Below are 25,432 nucleotides of genomic sequence, written 5' to 3'. Positions count from 1 at the left end.
TTATATTTTAAGTTAGTTTTTGATTAGTTTAGGTTCGGTGTAGTGATATGTTCTAAGATTTATCTTAATAGTAAGATAATTCTCTTGTTGCTTTGTTCGCTATATACTTCATTATATAACTCATTGAAATGTGAGCAAAAGCGCATTTTTTCCCGTCAACTCAACACTCTTTTGATCCGGCAACAGCATTTACCCCGATCGGGGTATGCTCCTCTTACACATCCTGAAATATCTTACGACTAAAAATAACTACTCATAAATAGTGCAGTTTTTTATGTCGTTCAACCCGCCGAGGGTGAGCGTCATTATGGAAGGACAATGTCATGGTTGATCTATCCCGTCGAGGCATGTTGACAGGCAGTTGGCGTAACGCCAACGCAGGGATTCGTCCGCCGTGGAGCAAGGAAGACTCTCACTTTCTGACCCATTGCCTCCGTTGTGACGCCTGCATCCAGGCGTGTGAAACCGACATCCTGCAGCGAGGCCAGGGTGGTTATCCGAGCGTAAATTTCAAACACGGCGAGTGCAGCTTTTGTTATGCCTGCGCAGAGGCCTGTCCCGAATCACTTTTTCTTCCGCGCCACACCAGGGCATGGGATCTGAATTTTACGATCGGGGAAGACTGTCTCGCACACCAGTCAGTTGAGTGTCATCGCTGTCAGGATAGCTGTGAACCTATGGCCATAACCTTTCGCCCCACGCTGTCCGGTATTTATCAGCCACAGCTCGACAATCAGGCTTGTAACGGATGCGGCGCGTGTGTCGCTATTTGCCCGGTATCAGCCATTAATGCGGAGTACAACCATGGACAGTAACTGGCAGGTCTGCAGCCTGGTCGTTCAGGCCAAAAGTCAGCATATCAATGATATCGCCACGCAGTTGCGTTCATTTCCGGGTTGCGAAGTTGCACTTAGCGATGTGGAAAGCGGCCAGCTCATTGTGGTGGTGGAAGCAGAGCAAAGTGAAACGTTAATGAAAACTATTGAGTCAGTGCGCAACGTTGCGGGCGTGCTGGCGGTGTCGCTGGTTTATCACCAGCAGGATGAGCAAGGTGAGGAAACACCATGAAACTCAGTCGTCGTAGCTTTATGAAAGCTAACGCCGTTGCGGCCGCTGCGGCGGCTGCCGGGTTAAGCGTGCCGGGCGTAGCCCGCGCGGTAGTCGGTCAGCAAGAAGCCATCAAATGGGACAAAGCCCCGTGCCGTTTCTGCGGGACGGGCTGTGGCGTATTGGTCGGGACGCAGCAAGGGCGTGTTGTGGCATGCCAGGGCGACCCGGATGCGCCGGTTAACCGTGGACTTAACTGCATCAAAGGTTACTTCCTGCCGAAAATCATGTACGGAAAAGACCGTTTAACACAGCCGATGCTGCGTATGAAGGACGGTAAGTATCACAAAGAAGGCGAATTCACCCCGATTAGCTGGGAACAGGCCTTTGACGTGATGGAAGAGAAATTCAAAACCTCCATGAAAGAAAAAGGCCCAGAGTCTATCGGCATGTTCGGCTCGGGTCAGTGGACGATTTGGGAAGGTTACGCTGCCGCCAAATTGTTTAAAGCCGGCTTCCGTTCTAATAACATCGACCCGAACGCGCGTCACTGCATGGCGTCAGCGGTGGTTGGCTTTATGCGTACCTTTGGTATGGATGAGCCGATGGGCTGTTATGACGATATTGAGCATGCCGATGCTTTCGTCTTGTGGGGCGCGAATATGGCGGAGATGCACCCGATTCTGTGGTCGCGCATCACCAACCGTCGTCTGTCCGATCCGAATGTTAACGTCGCGGTGCTCTCCACCTTCCAGCATCGTAGTTTTGAGCTGGCGGATAACGGCATGGTCTTCACGCCGCAAACCGATCTGGTGATCCTCAACTACATCGCGAACTACATCATTCAAAACAATGCGATCAACCAGGATTTCTTTAGCAAGCACGTTAACCTGCGTAAAGGGGTGACGGACATTGGCTACGGCCTGCGTCCAACTCATCCGCTGGAAAAAGCGGCGAAGAATCCAGGTTCCGATGCCTCTGAACCGATGAGCTTTGAGGATTACAAAGCCTTCGTTGCTGAGTACACGCTGGATAAAACCGCCGAAATGACCGGCGTACCGAAAGATCAACTGGAACAGCTGGCGCAGCTGTATGCCGATCCGAAGAAAAAAGTCATCTCCTACTGGACGATGGGCTTTAACCAGCATACCCGCGGCGTGTGGGCCAACAACCTGGTCTATAACCTGCACCTGCTGACCGGTAAAATCTCTCAGCCAGGCTGTGGCCCGTTCTCATTGACCGGTCAGCCTTCCGCTTGCGGTACCGCGCGTGAAGTCGGTACGTTCTCCCACCGTCTGCCTGCGGACATGGTGGTCACCAACGAAAAACACCGCGATATCTGCGAGAAGCACTGGAATATCCCGTCAGGGACCATTCCGGCAAAAATCGGGCTGCACGCCGTGGCGCAGGACCGTGCGCTGAAAGATGGCAAGCTGAATGTTTACTGGGCGATGTGTACCAACAACATGCAGGCCGGTCCGAACATCAACGAAGAGCGTATGCCGGGTTGGCGCGATCCGCGCAACTTCATCATCGTTTCCGATCCGTACCCGACGGTCAGTGCCCTGTCAGCCGACCTGATCCTGCCGACCGCGATGTGGGTAGAGAAAGAAGGTGCCTACGGTAACGCGGAACGCCGCACTCAGTTCTGGCGTCAGCAGATTAAAGCGCCGGGTGAATCGAAATCGGATCTGTGGCAACTGGTGCAGTTCTCCCGTCGCTTCAAAACCGAAGAAGTGTGGCCGGAAGAGCTGCTGGCGCAGAAACCAGAGCTGCGCGGCAAAACGTTGTATGACGTGCTGTTCGCCACGCCAGCCGTGACCAAATTCCCGGTTGCTGAACTGGCTGAAGATCAGCTCAACGATGAATCCCGCGAGCTGGGCTTCTATCTGCAAAAAGGGCTATTCGAAGAGTATGCCTGGTTTGGTCGTGGTCACGGGCACGATCTCGCACCATTCGACGACTACCACAAAGCGCGTGGTTTACGCTGGCCGGTCGTTGAGGGCAAAGAGACCCAGTGGCGCTACAGCGAAGGCAACGACCCTTATGTGAAAGCGGGCGAAAGCTACAAGTTCTACGGTAAGCCGGACGGCAAAGCGGTCATCTTCGCGCTGCCATTTGAACCTGCCGCTGAAGCACCGGATAAAGAGTATGACCTGTGGCTCTCCACCGGACGTGTGCTGGAGCACTGGCATACCGGCAGCATGACGCGTCGTGTGCCTGAACTGCACCGCGCCTTCCCGGAAGCGGTGCTGTTTATCCACCCGCTGGATGCAAAAGCGCGCGATCTGCGCCGTGGCGATAAAGTCAAAGTGGTTTCCCGCCGTGGCGAAGTTATCTCGATTGTTGAAACGCGCGGGCGTAACCGTCCGCCGCAGGGGCTGGTATACATGCCGTTCTTCGATGCCGCACAGCTGGTGAACAATCTGACGCTGGATGCGACGGATCCGCTCTCCAAAGAGACGGATTTCAAGAAGTGCGCCGTGAAACTGGCGAAGGTGTAACGCGTTATGTCCCGGTCAGCAAAACCCCAAAATGGCCGCCGCCGCTTTCTGCGCGATATGGTTCGCGCAGCGAGCGGGCTGGCCGTCGTTGGCGTGGCGCTGGGGTTACAACAGCAAACCGCACGTGCAACCGGCGTGCGGTTACGCCCGCCAGGCGCACTGAGCGAGGAGGCCTTCGCCAGCGCCTGTGTGCGCTGCGGTCAGTGCGTTCAGGCATGCCCGTATGACACGCTGAAGCTGGCGACGCTGGCCTCCGGGCTGGCAGCCGGTACGCCGTATTTTGTCGCCCGCGATATTCCCTGCGAAATGTGTGAGGACATTCCGTGCGCCAAAGTCTGCCCCAGCGGCGCGTTGGACAGGGAAATTGCATCCATTGACGATTCGCGTATGGGGCTGGCGGTACTGCTGGATCACGAAAACTGCCTCAACTATCAAGGGTTACGTTGCGATGTTTGTTATCGCGAGTGCCCGAAAATCGATGAGGCTATCACCCTTGAGCTGGACCGCAATATGCGTACCGGCAAGCATGCGCGGTTTATTCCAACCGTCCATAGCGATGCCTGTACCGGCTGCGGGAAATGCGAAAAAGTCTGCGTGCTGGAGCAGCCGGCAATAAAAGTGCTGCCGCTGTCGTTGGCGAAAGGGGAGTTAGGACACCATTACCGCTTCGGTTGGCTGGAGGGGAACAATGGCAAATCGTAAACGTGACGCCGGGCGTGAAGCGCAGGCAAAAAAAGGGTGGTGGAAGAGTCATCGCTGGCTGCTGCTGCGTCGTCTGAGTCAGTTTTTGATACTGGCGATGTTCCTGAGCGGCCCGTGGTTTGGCGTATGGGTCCTGCATGGCAATTACAGTGGCAGCCTGCTGTTGGATACCGTCCCATTCACCGATCCGCTGATTACGCTGCAAAGCCTGGCCAGTGGACACCTGCCGGCAACGGTTGCATTAACGGGGGCGGTCGTTATCACGGTGCTGTATGCCCTTGCGGGTAAGCGTCTGTTTTGCAGCTGGGTTTGTCCGATGAACCCGGTCACCGATTTAGCCAGTTGGTTACGTAGAAGGTTTGACCTGAATCAGTCCGCGACCTTGCCGCGCTATATACGGTATGTCCTGCTGGTGGTTATCCTGGTCGGTTCCGCCTTGACCGGTACGCTGCTGTGGGAATGGATAAATCCCGTCTCTCTGCTCGGGCGGAGTCTGGTCATGGGATTTGGCAGTGGAGCGCTGCTGATTCTGGCGCTGTTTATATTTGATCTACTGGTCGTTGAGCATGGCTGGTGCGGGCATCTCTGCCCACTGGGCGCACTGTATAGCGTGGTGGGAAGTAAAGGTGCATTAACCGTTTCGGCAAAAGAACGTAACAGATGTAACCGCTGTATGGATTGTTTTCATGTTTGCCCGGAACCGCATGTGCTACGTGCGCCGGTGCTGGATGAGCAAAGCCCGGTGCAGGTAACCAGTCGCGATTGCATGGCCTGCGGTCGCTGCGTGGATGTCTGTTCTGAGGATGTTTTTACAATAACAACACGATGGAGTTCGGGAGCGAAATCATGAAAAGCCATGACCTGATTAAAAAGCTGAGTCAATGGACGGCCCTGCTTGCCCTGGTCGTCAGTGGGGCCGTTTGGGCTGCAAACGGAGTGGATCTGAGCCAGTCACCGGAAGTCTCAGGAACACAGGAAGGGGCGATTCGCATGCCGAAAGAGCAGGAGCGTATGCCGCTTAACTATGTGAATCAGCCGCCGATGGTTCCGCACAGCGTTGAAGGGTATCAGGTGACAACCAATACCAACCGCTGCCTGCAATGCCACGGTGTGGAAAGCTATCGCACCACCGGCGCGCCGCGCATCAGTCCGACGCACTTTATGGACAGCGACGGCAAGGTATTGGCTGAAGTCGCGCCACGTCGTTATTTCTGTCTGCAATGTCACGTCCCGCAGGCTGACGCTGCGCCGATTGTTGAAAATACCTTCACCCCCTCGAAAGGTTACGGGAAATAAGAGGTCATTATGGAAAATTCTAACCGTAAACCAGGCTGGATTAAGCGCGTCTGGCAATGGTGGCGCCGCCCCAGCCGTCTGGCGCTCGGCACGCTGTTGTTAATCGGCTTTGTGGGCGGCATTATTTTCTGGGGCGGCTTTAATACCGGTATGGAAAAGGCCAATACGGAAGAGTTCTGCATTAGCTGTCACGAAATGCGCAATACGGTGTACCAGGAATATATGGAAACCGTACACTACAACAACCGCAGTGGTGTGCGTGCGACTTGCCCTGATTGCCACGTCCCGCATGAGTGGGGCCCGAAAATGATCCGTAAGATCAAGGCCAGTAAAGAGCTGTACGCGAAAGCATTGGGGTTAATAGATACACCGCAAAAATTTGAAGACCATCGTCTGACGATGGCGCAAAATGAGTGGCGGCGTATGAAAGACAATAATTCGCAAGAGTGTCGCAACTGTCACAACTTCGAGTTTATGGATTTAACCGCCCAGAAAGGCGTAGCGGCCAAAATGCACGACCAGGCCGTGAAAGACGGGCAAACCTGTATTGACTGTCATAAAGGGATAGCGCACAAACTGCCTGATATGCGCGAAGTCAAACCGGGATTTTAACAGGATGTAGATAACCAGGTATGCTTGAAGCCAGAGAATTACTTTGCGAGCGGGATGACCGAATACTGTTCAGCGATCTGTCATTTCGCGTCAACGCAGGGGAATGGGTACAAATTACCGGCAGCAACGGCGCGGGGAAAACCACTCTGCTGCGGTTGCTTACCGGGCTGGCGCGTCCCGACGCAGGGGAGGTTTGCTGGCAAGAGCAACCCTTGCATCACGTGCGGGACAGCTACCATCAGCAATTGCTGTGGATCGGACATCAGCCGGGGATAAAAACCCGGCTTTCGGCGTTGGAGAACCTGCGTTTTTTCCATCACGATGGCGACATCGCACAGTGCCTGGACGCGCTGGCGCAGGCGGGACTTGCCGGATACGAAGATATTCCGGTGAATCAGCTCTCCGCCGGACAACAGCGGCGCGTGGCGCTGGCCCGTTTGTGGCTGACCCGCGCTCGACTGTGGATCCTCGATGAACCCTTTACCGCCATTGATGTGAACGGCGTTGAGCGACTGACTCAGCGTATGGCGCAGCATACGGAGCAGGGCGGTATTGTCATTCTCACCACCCACCAGCCGCTTAATGTTGAGACCAATAAAGTGCGACGTATTGCGCTGACCAGCGAGAGGGCAACGCAATGATGTGGCGAATCTTCCGTTTAGAACTGCGGGTTGCGTTTCGTCATAGTGCGGAAATCGCCAATCCTTTATGGTTCTTCCTGATTGTTATCACGCTGTTCCCCCTGAGCATTGGACCGGAGCCACAGCTGCTGGCGCGTATTGCGCCGGGCATTATCTGGGTTGCGGCGCTGCTGGCGTCATTGCTGGCGTTGGAGCGCTTGTTCCGTGATGACTTACAGGACGGCAGCCTCGAACAACTGATGCTGCTGCCGCTGCCGCTGCCGGCGGTCGTGCTGGCGAAAGTGATGGCGCACTGGGTCGTAACCGGTTTGCCGCTGTTAATCCTTTCTCCGCTGGTGGCATTACTGCTGGGCATGGATATGTACGGCTGGAAAATTATGGCGCTGACCTTGCTGCTCGGCACGCCGACGCTAGGTTTTCTCGGCGCGCCTGGCGTAGGCCTGACGGTGGGTTTAAAGCGCGGCGGCGTGCTGTTAAGCGTGCTGGTTCTCCCGCTTACTATCCCACTACTGATTTTTGCGACCGCGGCGATGGATGCGGCTTCCATGCACTTGCCTGTTGAAGGATACATGGCGATTTTGGGGGCGTTGTTGGTAGGCAGCGCCACGTTAAGCCCGTTTGCCACGGCTGCGGCGTTACGGATCAGCGTGCAATAATGCGAACAGGATTTGCAGGCCGGGCAAGGCGCTCCGGCAAAACGGATATTAATTAATGGAGTCTGGTGACTGAACTATGTGGAAAACACTTCATCAATTGGCGATGCCCCCTCGGCTCTATCAGATCTGCGGCTGGTTTATTCCGTGGCTGGCGATTGCCAGCGCGGTGGTACTCATAACGGGATGGGTCTGGGGCTTTGGCTTCGCGCCAGCTGATTATCAGCAGGGTCAGAGCTATCGCATCATTTATCTGCACGTTCCGGCGGCAATCTGGTCGATGGGGATTTATGCCTCGATGGCTGTTGCCGCGTTTATCGGCCTGGTCTGGCAGATGAAAATGGCCAATCTGGCGCTGGCTGCGATGGCGCCCATTGGTGCCGTGTTTACCTTTATTGCGCTGGTGACGGGGTCCGCATGGGGCAAACCGATGTGGGGAACCTGGTGGGTCTGGGACGCCCGACTCACCTCTGAACTGGTGCTGCTGTTTCTCTATGTTGGCGCCATTGCGCTGTGGCATGCGTTTGACGACCGCCGCCTGGCGGGGCGTGCTGCCGGTATTCTGGTGCTGATTGGCGTGGTCAACTTACCGATTATTCACTACTCGGTCGAGTGGTGGAATACGCTGCATCAGGGGTCAACCCGTATGCAGCAGAGCATCGATCCGGCAATGCGCGCACCGCTGCGTCTGGCGATTGTCGGCTACCTGTTGCTGTTCGTCACGCTGGCGCTAATGCGCATGCGTAACCTGATTTTGATGATGGAAAAACGCCGCCCGTGGGTGAGCGAACTGATCTTAAAAAGAGGCCGCCAATGACCCCTGCATTTGCATCATGGAGTGATTTTTTCGCGATGGGCGGTTACGCCTTGTATGTCTGGCTGGCTGTCGCCATGAGCGTTATTCCGTTGCTGGTGCTGGTGCTGCATTCTGCGTTACAGCATCGCGCAATTTTACGCGGCGTGGCTGAGCAGCGGGCGAGGGAAGCGCGCATGCGCGCAGCGCAAGTACAACGGGAGGCGGCGTGAATATTCGACGTAAAAATCGGTTATGGATAGCCTGCGCGGTACTGGCAGGTCTGGCGTTGACCATTTCGCTGGTGCTCTACGCGCTGCGTTCCAATATCGATCTGTTCTACACGCCGGGAGAGATACTCTACGGTAAGCGCGAAACGCAGCAGATGCCTGAAGTCGGGCAACGACTGCGCGTGGGTGGGATGGTGATGCCCGGCAGCGTGAAGCGCGATCCGCAATCACTGAAGGTGAATTTCAGCATCTATGACGCCGAAGGTGTGGTGGATGTGACCTATGAAGGCATTTTGCCGGACCTGTTCCGTGAGGGGCAGGGCGTCGTCGTTCAGGGCGAACTGGACAAGGGAAATCATGTGCAGGCCAAAGAGGTTCTTGCCAAACATGATGAAAATTACACCCCACCGGAAGTCGAAAAAGCGATGCAGGAAAACCACCGTCGCCCGGAAAGTGTTTATAAGGATAAAACGTCATGATGCCTGAAATTGGCAATGCGCTGTTGTGCCTTGCGCTTGGCGTTGCATTACTGCTGTCGGTCTACCCGCTGTGGGGCGTGGCGCGCGGCGACGTACGGATGATGGCCTCAGCACGACCTTTTGCCTGGGTTTTGTTTATCTGCGTGATGGGGGCGTTCCTGATTCTGGTTAATGCCTTCGTGGTTAATGACTTTACCGTGACCTATGTCGCCAGCAACTCCAATACCCAGCTTCCGGTCTGGTATCGGGTTGCGGCGACATGGGGCGCGCATGAAGGCTCGCTGCTGCTGTGGGTGCTGCTGATGAGCGGCTGGACTTTCGCCGTCGCGGCCTTCAGCCAGCGCATGCCGCTGGATATCGTCGCCCGCGTGTTGGCGGTGATGGGGATGGTCAGCGTCGGCTTCCTGCTGTTTATCCTGTTTACCTCTAATCCGTTTGCCCGCACGTTGCCCAACTTTCCTATTGAAGGGCGCGACCTGAACCCGCTGTTGCAGGATCCGGGACTGATTTTCCATCCGCCGTTGCTGTACATGGGATATGTCGGTTTCTCGGTGGCCTTCGCGTTTGCGATTGCCGCGTTGATGAGCGGACGTCTGGACAGCACCTTCGCCCGCTTTTCGCGTCCATGGACGCTGGCGGCGTGGGTATTTCTGACGCTGGGCATTGTACTCGGTTCGGCCTGGGCCTATTACGAGCTGGGTTGGGGCGGCTGGTGGTTCTGGGATCCGGTTGAGAACGCCTCCTTTATGCCATGGCTGGTGGGCACCGCCCTGATGCACTCGCTGTCGGTAACCGAACAGCGCGCCAGCTTCAAAGCCTGGACGCTGCTGCTGTCAATCAGCGCCTTCTCGCTGTGCCTGTTGGGCACTTTCCTGGTGCGCTCCGGCGTACTGGTTTCGGTACATGCTTTCGCCTCTGACCCGTCGCGAGGGATGTTTATTCTGGCCTTTATGGTGCTGGTGATTGGCGGTTCCCTGCTGCTGTTTGCGGTGCGTGGGCATAAGGTTCGCTCGCGGGTAAACAACGCGCTGTGGTCGCGTGAATCGCTGCTGCTGGGCAACAACGTCCTGCTGATCGCCGCTATGCTGGTAGTGTTATTGGGCACGCTGCTGCCGCTGGTGCACAAACAGCTTGGGCTGGGCAGCATTTCGATTGGCGAGCCGTTCTTCAATACCATGTTTACCTGGCTGATGGCGCCGTTTGCGCTGCTACTGGGCATTGGGCCATTAGTGCGCTGGGGCCGTGACCGGCCGCGTAAACTGAAAACGTTACTGATTATCGCGTTTGTCACCACGCTTATTCTGTCGCTGCTGCTGCCGTGGCTGTTTGAGGATCGCATTGCCGCCATGACGGTGGTGGGGCTGGCGATGGCGTGCTGGATATTTGTGCTGGCCATGTCCGAAGCGTACCTGCGCATTTCTCGTGGAACGAAGCTGACGCCAAGCTACTGGGGGATGGTATCGGGTCACGTTGGGCTGGCGATTACCATTGTTGGTATTGCCTTTAGCCAGAATTACAGCGTGGAGCGCGATGTACGTATGAAAGCGGGTGATAGCGTCAGCATCCATGACTATCAGTTTACCTTCCGTGAAGTGAAAGATATTACCGGGCCAAACTACCGGGGCGGGGTCGCCATTATTGGCGTCACGCGTGATGGTAAACCGGAAGCCACGCTGCATGCGGAAAAACGCTTCTATAACAGTACCAGTTCGATGATGACCGAAGCGGCGATTGACGGCGGGTTCACGCGCGATCTGTATGCTGCGCTGGGTGAAGAGCTGGATAACGGCGCATGGGCTGTACGTTTGTATTACAAACCGTTTATTCGCTGGATTTGGGCCGGAGGATTGCTGATGGCGCTGGGCGGGTTGTTCTGCCTGTTTGATCCCCGCTATCGCCAGCGCACGCGTCCTCGCGTTGCGGTGCAAAAAAATGCGTCGGAGGCTGTATGAAGCGCAACGCACTGTTAATTCCGTTTATTATTTTTCTCATCATTGCGGCGGCCCTGCTGTGGCAGTTAGCGCGTAACGCGCAGGGAGACGATCCTACTAATCTGGAGTCGGCGTTGATCGGCAAACCTGTTCCGACGTTCCGCCTGGAATCGCTGGAAAACCCGGGTCAGCATTATCAGGCCGATGTGCTGACGCAGGGCAAGCCGGTGTTGCTGAACGTCTGGGCGACCTGGTGTCCGACCTGTCGCGCCGAGCATCAGTATCTGAATCAGCTGTCTGCACAAGGCGTGCGGGTAGTGGGTCTGAACTATAAAGACGATCGTCAGAAAGCCATTGTCTGGCTGAAAGAGCTGGGCAATCCTTACTCATTAAGTCTGTTTGACGGCGACGGTATGCTCGGCCTCGATCTTGGCGTGTATGGCGCACCGGAGACGTTCCTGATCGACGGGAAAGGTATTATTCGCTATCGCCATGCCGGCGATCTTAACGCCCGGGTGTGGGAAAGCGAGATCAAACCGTTGTGGGACAAGTACAGTAAGGAGGCTGCGCAATGAGATTTTTATTGGGCCTGCTGATGCTGGTTATCTCGGGATCCGCACTTGCGACTATCGACGTAATGCAGTTTAAGGATGAAGCGCAGGAGCAGCAGTTCCGCCAGCTTACCGAGCAACTGCGTTGTCCTAAATGTCAGAACAACAGCATTGCCGACTCTAACTCAATGATTGCCACCGACCTGCGGCAGAAAGTGTACGAACTGATGCAGGAAGGCAAAAGTCAGAAAGAGATTGTTGACTACATGGTGGCGCGCTACGGCAACTTCGTCACTTACGATCCGCCGTTAACTCCGCTGACCGTGCTGCTGTGGGTGATGCCGGTGGTAGCGATTGGTCTCGGGGGCTGGATTATTTTCGCCCGTACTCGCCGACGCGTGCGGGTGAAACAAGAAGAGTTTCCTGACGACATCATCCCGGATGGCAAGCGCGGTGGATTCGGACTATTTGTGCCCGGCATCGTGGTGGCGCTGGGGGTCGGCGCGGTGAGCTATTACCAGACCGGGAATTATAAGCAGGTGCAGATCTGGCAGCAGGCCACTGCTCAGACACCTATGCTGCTGGAGCGGGCATTGGATCCAAAAGCCGACCCGCTGAATGAAGAAGACATGACGCGTCTGGCATTGGGGCTGCGCACTCGCTTACAGGCCGATCCCGCAAACGTTGAAGGCTGGATTATGCTTGGACGCATTGGCATGGTGCTCGGCAACGCCAGCACGGCTACTGAAGCCTATGCCAATGCTTATCGGCTGGATCCGAAAAACAGCGATGCGGCGCTGGGCTATGCGGAAGCGCTGACCCGTTCATCCGATCCTGATGATAACCGTCGGGGCGGAGAGCTGTTACGTCAACTAATACGCGGCGAACATGCCAACGTGCGAGTATTGAGCATGTACGCGTTTAACGCTTTCGAACAGCAGCGCTTCGGCGAAGCGGTTGCGGCGTGGGAGATGATGCTGAAATTATTACCCGCTAACGACACCCGTCGGGCGGTAATAGAGCGCAGTATTAAACAGGCGATGGAGCAGCTAACGCCGCAGGAGAAGTAAGAGTGGAATGGGCCGGATGGCGACGCAAAGCGTCTTATCCGGCCTGGCGATGCACGCGACTTGTAGGCCCGATAAGCGTAGCGCCATCGGGCAATATCTGATTATTGCATTCCGCGTGTTTGCAAAAACAGAATAGTGGCAGCAACGCGAGAGCGCACGTTGAGTTTGCGCAGCAGGTTGCGAATGTGCACCTTCACCGTCTGTTCGGAAATATTCAGCACCGAAGCAATCTGTTTATTCGACAGCCCCTGAGCCAGTTCATGCAAGACATCCAGCTCGCGTTCGGTGAGAATGCTGAACGGATCTTCTTGCGCGCCGAACAGGTCGCGTTCGCGCAGATATTCACTGACGCGTGTACTGAACGCTTTACCGCCTTTGGCGCCGCTGCGAATGGCCTCCAGCAGGACTTCAGGATCGCTGTCTTTGAGCAAATAACCATCCGCACCCGCGTCAATGAGGGCGTATACATCGCTGGCGGCATCCGAAACGGTCAGAATGATAATTTGCGCGGTCACACCGTCCCGACGCAGCGCATTCAGGGTATCCAGCCCACTCATACCTTTCATATTGAGATCCAACAGGATCACGTCAAGGTCCAGACGGTTTGCCAGATCGATCGCACTTGCGCCGTCACCTGCTTCAGCTACCACGTTAAATGCGGGATCCAGTTGCAATAATTGACTAATTCCCCGCCGCATCAGTGGGTGGTCGTCGACAATCAGCACCCGAAAAGGCGTTGCTTCAGGCATACTATTCTCCTGAGTTTTATTAGTATCATTATTGTTTTCAGCGCATCAATCGTCCAGATTCATCGCGCTGATGAGAGGATAAATTTTACCCCAATTTGTGCATGGGTAAGTAGTAAAACCTGTGCTGAATAGAGGGGGAATACCTGGACAATGTGATGCTCAAGAACGGTAAGACGCCGGGAGGGGGCTGGGGGGCGGGGTGAAAGTGGGATCAGGCTATGGCATAACTTTTCAGTATCTGCAGTCGAACTGATCCTGCATACGGTTACTGTCAGTAATGTATAGTTACAGCGCCTTATTGAGAACCAACGTTCAAAAATGGTTATGGTGTAACAATCTTGAGCATTGAGGATCGACCCGTACGTCTTTACGTATCAGCCGTCGTTCTTCATCAGGAATGGGTACCCAAGTACAAAAGCGTTAACCACGTTCTGATATTGTAGAGTTTAAAATTTATTGATGGAATAGGGGGCGCATGATGCCCCTTTATTTATTGTTGCTGTTCTTTCTTTGCTGGTTTCAGCCATGCATCGTTGTATTTAATATTTCCTCTAACATAATTCCATTCAATGCCATGGAATCGAAGACCCACTACCTCATGCATGTTAGGAGATGAACTACCGGGATAGTAGACATGTGTAAAATCTACAGAGGATATAACAACATCTTCCAGAGTAATATTATAAATCTCTACTTCGATCCCTGCTTCTATAGTCATCATAATATTTAATGACTGCCTTTTGCAGTCTCTTCCCTTCACAAACAGCTACAGCCAGGTAAGGGCTGACTTTATCAAGTTGCTTATGCACAATTACGGGATTATGCTGCCTACAGCCTGTCATGCTACCTGTATTGCTATCTACAGCTTGTCTAACACCGTAACTACTATTCATGACTTCTATAGCACCTTCACGCCCTAAAGATAAACAATCTCCTGGGATCTGCATTCCGTTTTCATCATATAAAAATAAATAAGCTGGTAATGACATGATTATTAGTTTCCATCGTTATCTATAAAGAATGAATCTGAATAGCTTTTATTATTGAGAGAATAAGATATATTATATACATACCCATGTTTTAATTTAATTTTAAAACAAGTGTCAGGGTATTTTAGAGAGATTCCATCATCTGCTTTAATAACTGTATATTTCCTGCCAGGCGAATAGTAGATGCTATAACGCTCTAAAACATCTGTTTTATTTACAGTGAAGCAAATAGTATCGCCTTGTTTAAAAACACTGCGTTGTTGTGAAACTGGTACGCCTCCACCGGGGCAACCTGACAGAAGAAATATTAAGGGGACAATAGTTGATTTTTTCATCCGGGGAATCCTTTCATAACAGATTTATATATTGATAATATTGAATGAATAGATTCATTAGGATTGAGGTTACGGTATTTAACCAGGACGTAAGTATCTCTGTTAATCCCAAATGCTTGTATCAACCAATAATCGCTGGCTATAGTTGCCTGTTGTTCTAATCCATAGTGAAGAAAGTCAGCCTTATCTAAACTGTAACTGTAATCAGCGAAACGAGAGAATAAACCTCTGGTTCTAACAAACATACCTTTCTGTGCTTGTCAGGCGTGAACCATCTCATGCATGAATCTGTGTTTTTTCTCTAGTATATCTAATGAAAAATCAGGTGAATATGTTCCCTCTCTAAACCAAAGTTCACCGTTTGGCGTCATGGCAATATCTATGGGTTGTAAGTTGAAGGGGAGATAGCTTTCACGGTGTACCCACACCTTGCTGTAGATAATACTCTCACCAAACAGCGTCCTGGCTAGTGCAATCTCTCCTATTGTAAGTTGCCTTACCCCCTCCGGGGGTTATGAGAGTTCCCGACGTGGGTTTTATTGTTCCGTTTACGGGCATAGAATATCCATGCGATTTGTATTGTTTTATGCGCTAATGGTACTCCTACCCTAAAGCATTGGAAATGTTTCTTTCCGGGAAGAATTCTGAATTCTTTAAAATTAAATTATTATAAATAATCTGGTTACTGAATAAATAAGCCTTGTCAGATATCGTTTTGCACCAGGCAGACCATCAAAATCCCTTTTTCATAAACGAGTTTGATGACTTCCCGGTGATATATATAGAGCTGAAATTTTACAACGAAGTCGACGCTTTGCGTCGGATGGCCCCGATTAACCCCTGTTGCTTTCCCGCTAAGAAAACAGGCATAAAAAAACCAACCACAAGGGTTGGTTTTTTTTGGGGATTTTTGGTCGGCACGAGAGGATTTGAACCTCCGACCCCCGACACCCCATGACGGTGCGCTACCAGGCTGCGCTACGTGCCGACGCTATGGCTGATAATACTACTGCTTTCCAGCGTGAATGCAAGAGGATGGCTTGCTAACTGATTTATAATTAATCAGTTAGCAATAAATCGTTTCTCATCCGTCAGAACTTGCAGCAGCAGGCTCAGCTGCGGTTTCTGATCTTTTATCTTCTCACCGTGTAAATCATAGGTCTGATAATTACCGTTGTTGTTAAGCACCAGCGTCATCTCTGGTGTGGTAATTGCCAGCGTGCTGCCGTCGGCGGCGGTAACCCAGTAATGGCGGCGGGTTGCATTAAACAAATCCTGACCCTGCGAGTACTCGTTCGCTGGCGTGCTGACGTGGAGCAGACGTTGCATGAGCGTCGTCATCAGGTCCGTATGATCGGTCAGGCTATTGATGCGCTGAGCAGGTGTTCCCGGCCAGTGAATAATCAGAGGAACCTGCAGATGGCCGCGTGACCAGGCAAAATTGTTCTCTTCCTGAGTCAGCGGCACGCCCCGGCCCGCGGTAATAATCACCACCGTGTTGTTCAGTTTACCGGAGTCGCGCAGGGCGCTAAGGATCCGGTTAATGTTGGCATCCACATCCTGAGCGGCATTGGCGTAGCGTTTGGCAAAGTTCTTCTGGTTGCTGTCATCCAGGTTTGTCCCGTTAAAGGAAACCCAGGAGAACCAGCGGTTATCTTCCTGCGCGTAGCGGCCCAGCCAGTTGATCCACTGGCTTGCGGTTTGCTCGTCAGACTGCGTTTGCACGCTCGGCATGGAGAAATCTGACAGCAGTGCCTGGCGATAAAGTGGGCTGGTAAAGCCATCCGAGGAGAATAGCCCCAACTGATACCCCTGCTGGTTCAGCGCAGAGATCAGCGCCGCAGGCGTTCGGGTCGACAAAATGCCGTCCATGTAGCTTGGGGAAACGCCATAGAACAGGCCAAAAATCCCGTTATCCGTGGTGTTGCCTGTGCTCATGTGACGCGTAAAGGCGATATTCTGCTCAGCGAATTCAGCCAGCGCTGGCATCTGTTTTTCAAAACGGGAGTAGTTCAGGCCGTCTACGGTGATCAGCAGAACGTTCTGTCCGGTTCCCATATCGCGGTAGCGCAGTTCACTGAGCGGGTACTGCACGGAAACTGCTTCCGGATTTCCCTGCTCGATCAGGCGGCGTTGATATTCTTGCGCATCCAACAGACCATGTTTTTCCAGAAACTTACGCGCCGTCATCGGATAGGAGAGCGGCAGGTTCGCGCGTTGCATGGTAATAGGGCGATAGAAATTGGCATCTGCCCAGATGTACACCACATGCGAGGCGATAAAGGAAACGAAGAAGAATGCTGCTAAGGGTTTAGCAAAATGGCGACGACGCGTCAGACTGCGCAGTTTTTGCCAGCTCCAGGTCGCAAACAGCATTTCTATTAACAGAATAATCGGCACGCTGATAAACATCAGCTGCCAGTCACGCGCCGCTTCATTCTGGTCAGGGTTAATGACCAGTTCCCAGACGATCGGGTTGAGGTGCAGGTGGAAGCGGGTAAAAACTTCGCTGTCGATTAACAACAGCGTCATGCCAGCCGTCGCCAGGATAGCTGATAAGAATCGCATCAGCCTCTGGGACATGACGATAAACGTCAGGGGAAACAGGATCAGCAGATAGGTGGCAAACACCAGGAAGCTAAAATGCCCGACAACGCTCAGGTAGGAATATACGCGCCCTGCAAGCGTAGTCGGCCAGTCGGCGACAAACAGGTAACGGCTACCGAGTACCATGGCCAACAGAATGTTGAACAAAGCAAACCAGTGCCCCCAGCTAACCATCTGGGAGACTTTCTCACGGTAGCGCTGACGATGAGTTACCATAAACTGTTGTTCGTTTCCCCGGAGCAGGCTCTTAATGCGCTTGGTCGTCGTTTACCGAAGACTGCAATGCGCGGGCAAAAGAGTTGGCAATCGCCTGGCGCTGGGCCGGTGCGATGCTTGTATTGATAAGGTTAGTCACCATGTTTCCCAGTACCATCAGGGAAAGATCGGTCGGCGCCTTATGTTTTTCCAGTACGTTGAGCATCTCATTCAGCAGTTGTTCAACGTGTTCGTCACTATAGCGGGAAATTTGTGGCATAAATCGAAATCAGTCTGTTCATGAAAGGGCAACATATTACCGTACGGACAGTTTTTTTTCTGCTTTTTTATCTTCTATTGCGTCACTGCCCGGCAGGTGGTTGAATACCGCCCGGTCTAAAAGGAGAGTTTATCATGAGTCTGGATATCAACCAGATTGCCCTGCACCAGCTTATCAAACGTGATGAGCAAAACCTTGAGCTGGTCTTGCGCGATTCATTACTGGAACCGACAGCGACCGTTGTCGATATGATGGCTGAACTGCATCGGGTGTATAGCGCCAAGAATAAAGCCTATGGCCTGTTCAGCGAAGAGAGCGAGCTGGCGCAAACGCTGCGTTTACAGCGTCAGGGTGAAGAGGATTTTCTGGCTTTTAGCCGTGCCGCGACAGGGCGTTTGCGGGATGAGCTGGCGAAATATCCTTTTGCCGACGGCGGTATTGTCCTGTTCTGCCATTACCGCTATCTGGCGGTAGAGTATCTGCTGGTTGCCGTGCTGAACAATTTAAGCAGCATGCGCGTTAATGAAAATCTGGATATCAACCCGACGCACTATCTGGATATCAATCATGCGGACATCGTGGCGCGGATTGATTTAACCGAGTGGGAAACCAATCCGGAGTCCACACGCTATCTGACGTTCCTGAAAGGGCGGGTAGGGCGCAAAGTCGCTGATTTCTTCATGGACTTCCTCGGTGCCAGCGAAGGTCTGAACGCCAAAGCGCAAAACCGCGGTCTGCTGCAGGCGGTCGATGACTTCACCAATGAGGCGCAACTGGATAAAGCCGAGCGCCAGAACGTGCGCCAGCAGGTGTACAGCTACTGTAACGAGCAACTTCAGGCCGGTGAAGAGATCGAGCTGGAGTCGCTGTCTAAAGAGCTTTCCGCCGTCAGTGAAGTCAGCTTCAGCGAATTTACCGCTGAGAAAGGGTATGAGCTGGAAGAGAGTTTTCCGGCGGATCGCAGTACGCTGCGCCAGTTAACCAAATTTGCCGGCAGCGGCGGTGGGTTAACCATCAATTTTGACGCCATGCTGCTGGGCGAGCGTATTTTCTGGGATCCGGCTACAGATACTCTGACCATCAAAGGTACGCCGCCGAACCTGCGCGACCAGCTCCAGCGTCGCACGTCTGGCGGAAAATAAAGCCGTTTGCCGGATGGGGGCGGAAACGCCTTATCCGGCAAGCGTGATTTATCTTGAGCGCCAACAAAATCCCATAAAAAAACCCCGCCGAGGCGGGGTTTTCTTCAACTTCCAGGCGATTACGCGCGAACGAAGTCGATGTGAGTCAGCTTCGGCTTGAAAGCGTGACGCTGTACAGCCTGAGCTTTAACTTTAACTTCTTTACCGTCAACAACGATGGTCAGAACTTCGCTGTAGAATTCAGCTTTAGCTTGCATGTTCATAACTGCATCGTGATCCAGTTCGATAGCAATCGGGGCTTCTGCGCCACCGTAGATGATTGCCGGGAACTTGTTAGCGGCACGCAGGCGGCGGCTCGCACCCTTACCCTGCTCTTTACGTACTTCAGCATTGATAGTAAACATTTAAATCTCTCTTTAATAATTCCTGCTACAGGCGACCCAGCAACAGGTAAGTGATCTGCTTTGCGTATGCAAAAGCGGGCGAGATTCTATACTCAAACGGCTGGTACATCAATCAAAAGTACAATTAACCGCGTAATTCATGTGCCCGGCGAAAGCGACCTTCATAATCGAAGACCTTTTCGCGGACCTGCCAGTACTGGCCTTTCATACGCGCAACCACGAAATCAGGATGGCGTAACAGCGCCTGCTGGGTAAGGATATCGGCGGCAGTTATCCAGCGTAAGGGAATACCGGGGGTACGAGTGTGTGGGCGAATAAACAGTTGTTCGAATGCCGTACGCTGCGCGGGAGTGTGCAGACGAAAGCGCTCGCTAACGTCGGCCCCGTCTTCATCGTAATAGGTGATTTTTAGCCATTCACCTTTTTCATCAAGGCCATTTTGTAACACCATACCGCTACAGCGCAGGACCAGCGCATCTTTAAGCCTCAACGCCGCTTTCAGCATGTCATCCGGGTCGACCAGCACCGTATCGCATTCACGACAGCGACGGGCGGCAATGTCATTTTCCGCGTTGCACTGGGGACAATTTTTAAAACGGAAACGAAAGTCGCACTGTTCACGATGACCGTCATCATCTTCAAACCATCCCTGGCAGCGGCGACCAAAATGTTCAATCAGCGTGCCGTCAGCCGTTGTTTTGCCCCAGAAGGTGTTGGCAAATCCGCAGGCAGGACAGAACACCTGCACCGGCACGTTGTCGCTTTTTCCCTTCGGCGCACCCACTTCCGGGGCGTACAGATCGTGGGGATTCCCCGCGTAATCGAGGATCAGACAGTCGGTTTTACCCGGGGCCAGGCGCAGTCCGCGACCAACAATTTGTTGGTACAGGCTGACTGATTCCGTCGGGCGCAGAATAGCGATAAGGTCGACGTGTGGGGCATCGAAGCCGGTAGTCAGGACCGACACATTCACCAGAAAGCGAAAATGCTGGGCTTTGAATTCTTCAATCAGCACGTCACGCTCTGCGCCTGGCGTATCTCCGGTGATAAGCGCGGCATCGTCAGCAGGCAGCAGGCCCAGAATTTCTTTGGCGTGCTCAACGGTTGCGGCGAAAATCATCACCCCTTTGCGCGTCTGGGCAAACTCGATAATCTGGCTGATGATATGCGGCGTGATTCGCTGCTGCTTTTTTAATTCCCGATTAAGGTCCGCCTCGCTGAACAGGCCGTTACTCTGCGCCTGCAGGCGGCTGAAGTCATACTGCACGACCGGCATATCGAGGCGTTCTGGCGGCGTCAGGTAGCCGTGTTTAATCATATAGCGCAGCGGTAATTCATAAATGCAGTCGCGAAACAGCGCTTTTTCATCGCCGCGCACCATACCGTGATAATGAAAATGATAAATCCAGCCCTTACCCAGACGAAAAGGTGTGGCGGTAAGCCCCAGCAGGCGTAAGTGAGGATTGACGTTGCTCAGGTGAGTGAGAATTTGCTGATACTGACTGTCTTCATCATCACCGATGCGGTGACATTCATCGACGATAAGCAGGGAAAACTCTCCCTGAAAGGCATCCAGATTACGCGCCACCGACTGTACGCTGCCAAATACCACTTTTCCGTGGCTCTCTTTACGTTTCAGACCGGCAGCAAAAATGTCGGCTTCCAGCCCCAACGCGCAATATTTGGCGTGGTTTTGCGCGACCAGCTCTTTGACGTGCGCCAGTACCAGCACGCGACCACGCGCCACGCGGGCCAGTTCCGCTATCACCAGGCTTTTGCCTGCGCCAGTGGGCAGGACGATAACCGCCGGCGTGCGGTGGTGACGAAAATGGTTGAGCGTGGCGTCCACGGCTTCTTTTTGGTACGGGCGAAGAGTAAAAATCATGGGCTCACTAAGGTAAACAGTAACAATGAATAGTATGCCATGAATCATTTCCCTTGAGGGATGGTGTAACGCCGCTATACTGGGCGGATAACAGTCCCACTTTTCGGGCGCAAACCCGATTCTCGTATTTTTACAGGCAAAAATCACACTCATGCGACTTGATAAATTTATCGCTCAGCAACTCGGCGTCAGCCGCGCTATTGCCGGGCGTGAGATCCGTGGTAACCGCGTTACCGTCGACGGTGAAATCGTCAGAAATAGCGCCTTTAAGCTGCTGCCAGAACACGACGTCGAATATGACGGCAACGCCCTGGCTCAACAAAATGGCCCGCGCTATTTTATGCTCAATAAGCCTCAGGGCTATGTTTGCTCAACGGATGACCCGGATCACCCGACGGTACTTTATTTCCTTGATGAACCCGTCGCTCACAAACTCCATGCGGCAGGCCGTCTGGATATCGACACCACCGGACTGGTGCTGATGACCGACGACGGACAGTGGTCGCATCGCATCACTTCACCACGTCACCATTGTGAGAAAACCTATCTGGTTACGCTGGAATCGCCGGTGGCGGATGATACCGCCGAGCAGTTTGCCCGTGGCGTACAACTGCATAACGAAAAAGACCTGACAAAGCCGGCCGTACTGGAAGTCATTACGCCAACTCAGGTGCGATTGACCATCAGCGAAGGGCGCTATCATCAGGTGAAACGCATGTTTGCCGCCGTGGGGAACCACGTTGTAGAACTGCACCGTGAACGGATCGGCGCCATTAAGCTCGATGATGATCTTGAGCCAGGTGAATACCGTCCATTAACTGAAGAAGAAATTGCCAGCGTTAACTTAACCCCGCGTTAATCTCAGGAGCTAAATGTGACCACCCGGCAGAACTCGTCAATTGCCATTGTCTTTATCCTTGGCTTATTAGCCATGCTGATGCCGTTGTCGATTGATATGTATCTTCCGGCACTGCCTGTTATCTCTGAACAGTTTGGTGTGCCTGCCGGTAGCGCGCAGATGACCCTCAGTACCTATATTTTAGGTTTTGCGGTGGGGCAGTTGCTATATGGTCCAATGGCAGACAGCATTGGGCGTAAGCCGGTGATTCTGGGCGGAACGCTGGTGTTTGCGGCGGCGGCAGTTGCTTGTGCGCTGGCGCAAACTATCGATCAACTGATCGTGATGCGTTTCTTCCATGGTCTGGCAGCCGCGGCGGCGAGCGTGGTTATCAACGCCCTGATGCGCGATATCTATCCGAAGGAAGAGTTTTCGCGCATGATGTCATTCGTCATGTTGGTCACCACCATAGCGCCATTGCTGGCGCCCATTGTGGGCGGCTGGGTACTGGTATGGCTGAGCTGGCACTATATCTTTTGGATCCTCGCTGTGGCGGCTATTCTGGCTTCGGTGATGATCTTTACACTGATCAAAGAAACGTTGCCCGTAGAGCGTCGCCAGCCGTTTCGCTTGCGCACTACCCTGGGCAACTTTGCCTCGTTGTTTCGTCATAAGCGCGTCCTGAGCTATATGCTGGCCAGCGGGTTTAGCTTTGCCGGCATGTTTTCTTTCCTTAGCGCCGGGCCTTTTGTTTACATCGAGATCAACCATGTTTCACCGCAGCATTTCGGTTACTACTTCGCGCTGAATATTGTTTTCCTGTTCGTGATGACCATCATCAACAGCCGCTTTGTCCGTCGGGTAGGGGCATTGAATATGTTCCGTACAGGGCTGTGGATCCAGTTTGTGATGGCGGGCTGGATGGTGTTCAGTGCGCTGTTCGGGGTCGGTTTTTGGGCGCTGGTGGTGGGCGTGGCGGCATTTGTCGGCTGCGTGTCGATGGTGTCATCTAACGCGATGGCGGTCATCCTGGATGAATTCCCGCATATGGCGGGAACGGCATCATCTTTGGCTGGGACGTTCCGCTTTGGCATTGGCGCCATTGTTGGGGCACTGTTGTCACTGGCGACCTTTAACTCGGCCTGGCCAATGATTTGGTCGATAGCGTTTTGCGCCACCAGTTCTATTCTCTTCTATCTCTACGCCAGTCGCGCTAAAAAACGGTGATCTAATACACAACCTGGAGGTCATAAGGCCTCCAGAGTTGATGTATATCAACCGCAAATCTATCAATTCCCCTGCTTATGTTTATTTTATGTAAAATCAATTTATGTAAAAAGTCACATCATTGTAGTTAAAAAGGTTGAGTTAGATCGCAGAAACGAGTACATATAGCCCAGAAATTTGCCAGAACCATTGAATAAATTTAAATACCTGGTTCGGAAAGCGGCATATGGACAGGGATGTAAACGTTTACCAACTGTTTAAAGACGTTTTGTCAATGATGTGTTAATATTGATGTAAAATAATTGTGAAGTAATTGTACTTCCAGGGAAAGAAAGTGATGACATTACAACTCTCAATCGTTCATCGTCTGCCGCAGTGCTATCGTTGGTCGGTGGGTTTCGCAGGTTCGAAAGTTGAACCGATTCCGCAGAACGGCCAGAGCAATGAGAACAGCCTGGTAGCGCTCAAATTGCTCAGCCCGGATGGTGATAGCGCGTGGTCAATCATGCATAAACTCAGCCAGGCCCTCAGTGATATTGAGGTTCCTTGTTCCGTGCTGGAATGCGAAGGGGAGCCGTGCCTGTTTGTGAATCGTCAGGATGAGTTTGCGGCGACCTGCAGACTGAAAAATTTCGGCGTGGCAATTGCAGAACCTTTTTCAAATAACAATCCGTTTTGAGCGTCAGCTTAGCGCGAGCAACTGACGCGTATAGGCCTGTTGTGGCGCGTTGAATACGTGCTCGCATTGCACCTGTTCCACAACCTCTCCCTGCCTTAGCACAATAACCTGATGGCATAACGCGCGTACGACATGCAAATCATGGCTGATAAAGATATAGGCCAGGCGATGCTTTTCCTGTAAGGACTTTAACAACATCAGGATTTGCGCCTGTACGGTCCTGTCGAGTGATGATGTAGGTTCATCCAGAATGATCAGAGAAGGTTTAAGAATCAACGCCCTGGCAATAGCTATGCGCTGGCGTTGACCACCGGAAAACTCCGCGGGATATCGATGCCGCGTTTCACTATCCAGCCCCACTTCCGTCATTACCGCTTTCACCTGCGCTTCGCGTTGTTCAGTTGAAAGGGCCGGTTGATGAACCCGTAGTCCCTCCTCAATAATCTGCAGCACGCTTAAGCGCGGGTTTAGCGAGGAGTTAGGATCCTGAAATACCACCTGAATGCGGTGACGTACGGGTAACAGCTGGCGACGATTTAAGGTATGCAACGCCTGGCCGTCGAACACAATACTTCCCTGCGATGTGATTAGCCTCAGTAGCGCCAGTCCGGTGGTGCTTTTCCCGGATCCAGATTCACCGACCAGCCCCAGCGTTTCACCGGGCCGGAGGGAAAAACTGACGTCGTTAACCACGACGTTATGGTCTACTACGCGCTTTAGAATACCTTTGCGGACAGGGAAGGCGACGCGGAGTTTTTCCACTTCCAGCAGTGGAGCTTGCCCTACTGGTAAGGGAACCGGATCACCGGAAGGTTCGCTGTTTAACAATTTCTGCGTGTACGGATGCGAGGGCGCAGAGAGCAACAGTGCGGCACGATTTTGCTCCACGCACTGGCCGTTTTGCATGACCGCCACGGTATCGGCTAGCTTTTTCACAATGCTGAGGTTATGGGTGATGAACAGTAATCCCATATTCAGCTCTCGCTGTAACTCCCGCAGCAGTTGCAGGATCTGCGCCTGGACGGAGACATCCAGCGCGGTGGTGGGTTCATCGGCAATCAGCAGTTCTGGGCGCGTTAGCAATGCCATGGCGATCATCACACGTTGGCGCTCACCGCCGGACAACTGGTGCGGGTAATCTGCGAGACGTTTGGCCGCCTGGCGGATGCCGACGCGGTCCAGACAGGTCAGAATCTCTGCCCGGGCGGCCTCGCGACGCATCCCCCGATGCAGCGACAGCACCTCGTAAAGCTGCTTTTCCAGGTTGTGAAGCGGGTTCAGTGACACCATTGGCTCCTGGAAAATCATGGCGATTTTGTTCCCTCGTACGCCGCGAAGCGTCTGCTCGTCGGCGTGAAGCAATGATTCACCATGGAAACGAATATCACCGGCAAGATAAACCGCGGGAGGGGACGGTAATAAGCGCAGAATAGAAAGCGCGGTCACACTCTTCCCCGAGCCAGATTCGCCCACCAGTGCCAGCGTTTGCCCGGCATCAACCCGCAATGAGAGAGTGTTGACCACGGTGCGCACGGTCTCTTGTTGGCGAAAACCTACCGATAAATTCTCAATAGCTAACAGAGGTTGTGTCAT

28 protein-coding genes and 1 tRNA gene are annotated in these 25,432 nt (G+C 53.1%); 19 read left to right on the top strand and 10 right to left on the bottom strand.

The genetic code is table 11. The features are described from left to right. Positions 1-323: 323 nt before the first annotated feature. From napF to ACVXHP_RS08700, 15 genes are all read left to right on the top strand, one after another. Positions 324-815, top strand: a complete 492-nt coding sequence (napF, locus tag ACVXHP_RS08770) for a ferredoxin-type protein NapF (protein ID WP_316129713.1) — start codon at positions 324-326, stop codon at positions 813-815. Beyond that, positions 805-1,068 (top strand): chaperone NapD, encoded by a 264-nt coding sequence (gene napD, locus ACVXHP_RS08765; protein WP_038642193.1) that lies wholly within the window; start codon positions 805-807, stop codon positions 1,066-1,068. The genes napF and napD overlap by 11 nt, the downstream gene beginning before the upstream one ends. Next, the gene (gene napA / locus ACVXHP_RS08760; RefSeq protein WP_316129712.1) at positions 1,065-3,551 is read left to right on the top strand and encodes a nitrate reductase catalytic subunit NapA; all 2,487 of its coding nucleotides are present in this window, start codon (positions 1,065-1,067) and stop codon (positions 3,549-3,551) included. The genes napD and napA overlap by 4 nt, the downstream gene beginning before the upstream one ends. Positions 3,552-3,557: 6 nt before the next feature. Further along, complete coding sequence (napG, locus tag ACVXHP_RS08755; protein WP_447571294.1) at positions 3,558-4,253, top strand: ferredoxin-type protein NapG; 696 nt, start codon at positions 3,558-3,560, stop codon at positions 4,251-4,253. Next, on the top strand, positions 4,240-5,103 hold the full coding sequence (gene napH / locus ACVXHP_RS08750; RefSeq protein ID WP_447571293.1) for a quinol dehydrogenase ferredoxin subunit NapH: 864 nt from the start codon (positions 4,240-4,242) through the stop codon (positions 5,101-5,103). The genes napG and napH overlap by 14 nt, the downstream gene beginning before the upstream one ends. Continuing rightward, the gene (gene napB / locus ACVXHP_RS08745) at positions 5,100-5,549 is read left to right on the top strand and encodes a nitrate reductase cytochrome c-type subunit (protein ID WP_038642185.1); all 450 of its coding nucleotides are present in this window, start codon (positions 5,100-5,102) and stop codon (positions 5,547-5,549) included. Before napH ends, napB begins: the two co-directional genes overlap by 4 nt. Before the next feature lie 9 nt (positions 5,550-5,558). Continuing rightward, positions 5,559-6,161: a cytochrome c-type protein NapC gene (gene napC / locus ACVXHP_RS08740; protein WP_003027548.1), complete on the top strand. Its 603-nt coding sequence runs from the start codon at positions 5,559-5,561 to the stop codon at positions 6,159-6,161. A 20-nt stretch (positions 6,162-6,181) separates the two neighbouring features. Then, positions 6,182-6,802: a cytochrome c biogenesis heme-transporting ATPase CcmA gene (gene ccmA / locus ACVXHP_RS08735; protein WP_038642182.1), complete on the top strand. Its 621-nt coding sequence runs from the start codon at positions 6,182-6,184 to the stop codon at positions 6,800-6,802. Continuing rightward, positions 6,799-7,458: a heme exporter protein CcmB gene (gene ccmB / locus ACVXHP_RS08730; protein WP_003027542.1), complete on the top strand. Its 660-nt coding sequence runs from the start codon at positions 6,799-6,801 to the stop codon at positions 7,456-7,458. Before ccmA ends, ccmB begins: the two co-directional genes overlap by 4 nt. Positions 7,459-7,534: 76 nt before the next feature. Further along, positions 7,535-8,272: a heme ABC transporter permease gene (locus ACVXHP_RS08725; protein ID WP_006683732.1), complete on the top strand. Its 738-nt coding sequence runs from the start codon at positions 7,535-7,537 to the stop codon at positions 8,270-8,272. Next, positions 8,269-8,481, top strand: coding sequence for a heme exporter protein CcmD (gene ccmD, locus ACVXHP_RS08720; protein ID WP_200005746.1), 213 nt, complete (start codon positions 8,269-8,271; stop codon positions 8,479-8,481). The genes ACVXHP_RS08725 and ccmD overlap by 4 nt, the downstream gene beginning before the upstream one ends. Next, positions 8,478-8,957, top strand: coding sequence for a cytochrome c maturation protein CcmE (gene ccmE / locus ACVXHP_RS08715; RefSeq protein ID WP_042307191.1), 480 nt, complete (start codon positions 8,478-8,480; stop codon positions 8,955-8,957). The genes ccmD and ccmE overlap by 4 nt, the downstream gene beginning before the upstream one ends. Further along, positions 8,954-10,909, top strand: a complete 1,956-nt coding sequence (locus tag ACVXHP_RS08710) for a heme lyase CcmF/NrfE family subunit (RefSeq protein ID WP_316129709.1) — start codon at positions 8,954-8,956, stop codon at positions 10,907-10,909. Before ccmE ends, ACVXHP_RS08710 begins: the two co-directional genes overlap by 4 nt. Then, positions 10,906-11,463: a thiol:disulfide interchange protein DsbE gene (gene dsbE, locus ACVXHP_RS08705; protein WP_003834613.1), complete on the top strand. Its 558-nt coding sequence runs from the start codon at positions 10,906-10,908 to the stop codon at positions 11,461-11,463. Before ACVXHP_RS08710 ends, dsbE begins: the two co-directional genes overlap by 4 nt. Continuing rightward, a complete protein-coding gene (locus ACVXHP_RS08700; protein WP_447571292.1) occupies positions 11,460-12,509 on the top strand; it encodes a cytochrome c-type biogenesis protein CcmH in 1,050 nt (349 codons plus the stop codon). The genes dsbE and ACVXHP_RS08700 overlap by 4 nt, the downstream gene beginning before the upstream one ends. Before the next feature lie 101 nt (positions 12,510-12,610). On the opposite strand, the gene narP is transcribed toward ACVXHP_RS08700, so the two are convergent. The 7 genes from narP to ACVXHP_RS08665 form a co-directional block, all read right to left on the bottom strand. Beyond that, positions 12,611-13,258, bottom strand: a complete 648-nt coding sequence (narP, locus tag ACVXHP_RS08695; protein ID WP_016153764.1) for a nitrate/nitrite response regulator protein NarP — start codon at positions 13,256-13,258, stop codon at positions 12,611-12,613. A gap of 490 nt (positions 13,259-13,748) precedes the next feature. Continuing rightward, entirely contained in the window at positions 13,749-13,976 is a 228-nt protein-coding gene (locus ACVXHP_RS08690) for a type VI secretion system tube protein Hcp (RefSeq protein ID WP_447571311.1), read from the bottom strand. Beyond that, a complete protein-coding gene (locus ACVXHP_RS08685) occupies positions 13,939-14,247 on the bottom strand; it encodes an Hcp family type VI secretion system effector (protein ID WP_447571291.1) in 309 nt (102 codons plus the stop codon). The genes ACVXHP_RS08690 and ACVXHP_RS08685 overlap by 38 nt, the downstream gene beginning before the upstream one ends. A 5-nt stretch (positions 14,248-14,252) precedes the next feature. Continuing rightward, positions 14,253-14,582, bottom strand: coding sequence for a putative T6SS immunity periplasmic lipoprotein (locus tag ACVXHP_RS08680; RefSeq protein ID WP_447571290.1), 330 nt, complete (start codon positions 14,580-14,582; stop codon positions 14,253-14,255). A 911-nt stretch (positions 14,583-15,493) separates the two neighbouring features. Further along, positions 15,494-15,570 (bottom strand) — tRNA-Pro (locus ACVXHP_RS08675). A 74-nt stretch (positions 15,571-15,644) separates the two neighbouring features. Further along, a complete protein-coding gene (gene yejM, locus ACVXHP_RS08670) occupies positions 15,645-17,405 on the bottom strand; it encodes an LPS biosynthesis-modulating metalloenzyme YejM (protein ID WP_447571289.1) in 1,761 nt (586 codons plus the stop codon). 31 nt (positions 17,406-17,436) lie between these two features. Next, positions 17,437-17,664: a YejL family protein gene (locus ACVXHP_RS08665; RefSeq protein ID WP_003027506.1), complete on the bottom strand. Its 228-nt coding sequence runs from the start codon at positions 17,662-17,664 to the stop codon at positions 17,437-17,439. Between the two features lie 134 nt (positions 17,665-17,798). Here ACVXHP_RS08665 and yejK point away from each other — a divergent pair, with 134 nt between their 5' ends. Continuing rightward, complete coding sequence (gene yejK, locus ACVXHP_RS08660) at positions 17,799-18,806, top strand: nucleoid-associated protein YejK (protein WP_447571288.1); 1,008 nt, start codon at positions 17,799-17,801, stop codon at positions 18,804-18,806. A gap of 119 nt (positions 18,807-18,925) precedes the next feature. Here the strand turns inward: yejK and rplY are convergent, their stop codons facing one another. Together rplY and ACVXHP_RS08650 are read right to left on the bottom strand one after the other, a co-directional pair. Continuing rightward, positions 18,926-19,210, bottom strand: coding sequence for a 50S ribosomal protein L25 (gene rplY / locus ACVXHP_RS08655; protein ID WP_006683755.1), 285 nt, complete (start codon positions 19,208-19,210; stop codon positions 18,926-18,928). A 124-nt stretch (positions 19,211-19,334) separates the two neighbouring features. Further along, positions 19,335-21,095: a DEAD/DEAH box helicase gene (locus tag ACVXHP_RS08650; RefSeq protein WP_447571287.1), complete on the bottom strand. Its 1,761-nt coding sequence runs from the start codon at positions 21,093-21,095 to the stop codon at positions 19,335-19,337. A 151-nt stretch (positions 21,096-21,246) separates the two neighbouring features. On the opposite strand from ACVXHP_RS08650, the gene rsuA reads away from it, so the two are divergent. The 3 genes from rsuA to ACVXHP_RS08635 all read left to right on the top strand — a co-directional run bounded on the left by rsuA (position 21,247) and on the right by ACVXHP_RS08635 (position 23,839). Further along, entirely contained in the window at positions 21,247-21,954 is a 708-nt protein-coding gene (gene rsuA / locus ACVXHP_RS08645) for a 16S rRNA pseudouridine(516) synthase RsuA (RefSeq protein ID WP_200005759.1), read from the top strand. 15 nt (positions 21,955-21,969) lie between these two features. After that, a complete protein-coding gene (locus ACVXHP_RS08640; protein WP_043016992.1) occupies positions 21,970-23,160 on the top strand; it encodes a Bcr/CflA family multidrug efflux MFS transporter in 1,191 nt (396 codons plus the stop codon). 334 nt (positions 23,161-23,494) lie between these two features. Beyond that, positions 23,495-23,839, top strand: a complete 345-nt coding sequence (locus ACVXHP_RS08635) for a YejG family protein (RefSeq protein WP_200005761.1) — start codon at positions 23,495-23,497, stop codon at positions 23,837-23,839. Positions 23,840-23,842: 3 nt separating this feature from the next. Here ACVXHP_RS08635 and yejF read toward each other — a convergent pair whose 3' ends face one another. Continuing rightward, a complete protein-coding gene (gene yejF / locus ACVXHP_RS08630; protein WP_447571286.1) occupies positions 23,843-25,432 on the bottom strand; it encodes a microcin C ABC transporter ATP-binding protein YejF in 1,590 nt (529 codons plus the stop codon).

This window comes from Citrobacter freundii complex sp. 2025EL-00176, assembly GCF_053309355.1.
The sequence above is the reverse complement of the archived record's forward strand: the minus strand, read 5'-3'. Positions and strand labels throughout refer to the sequence as shown.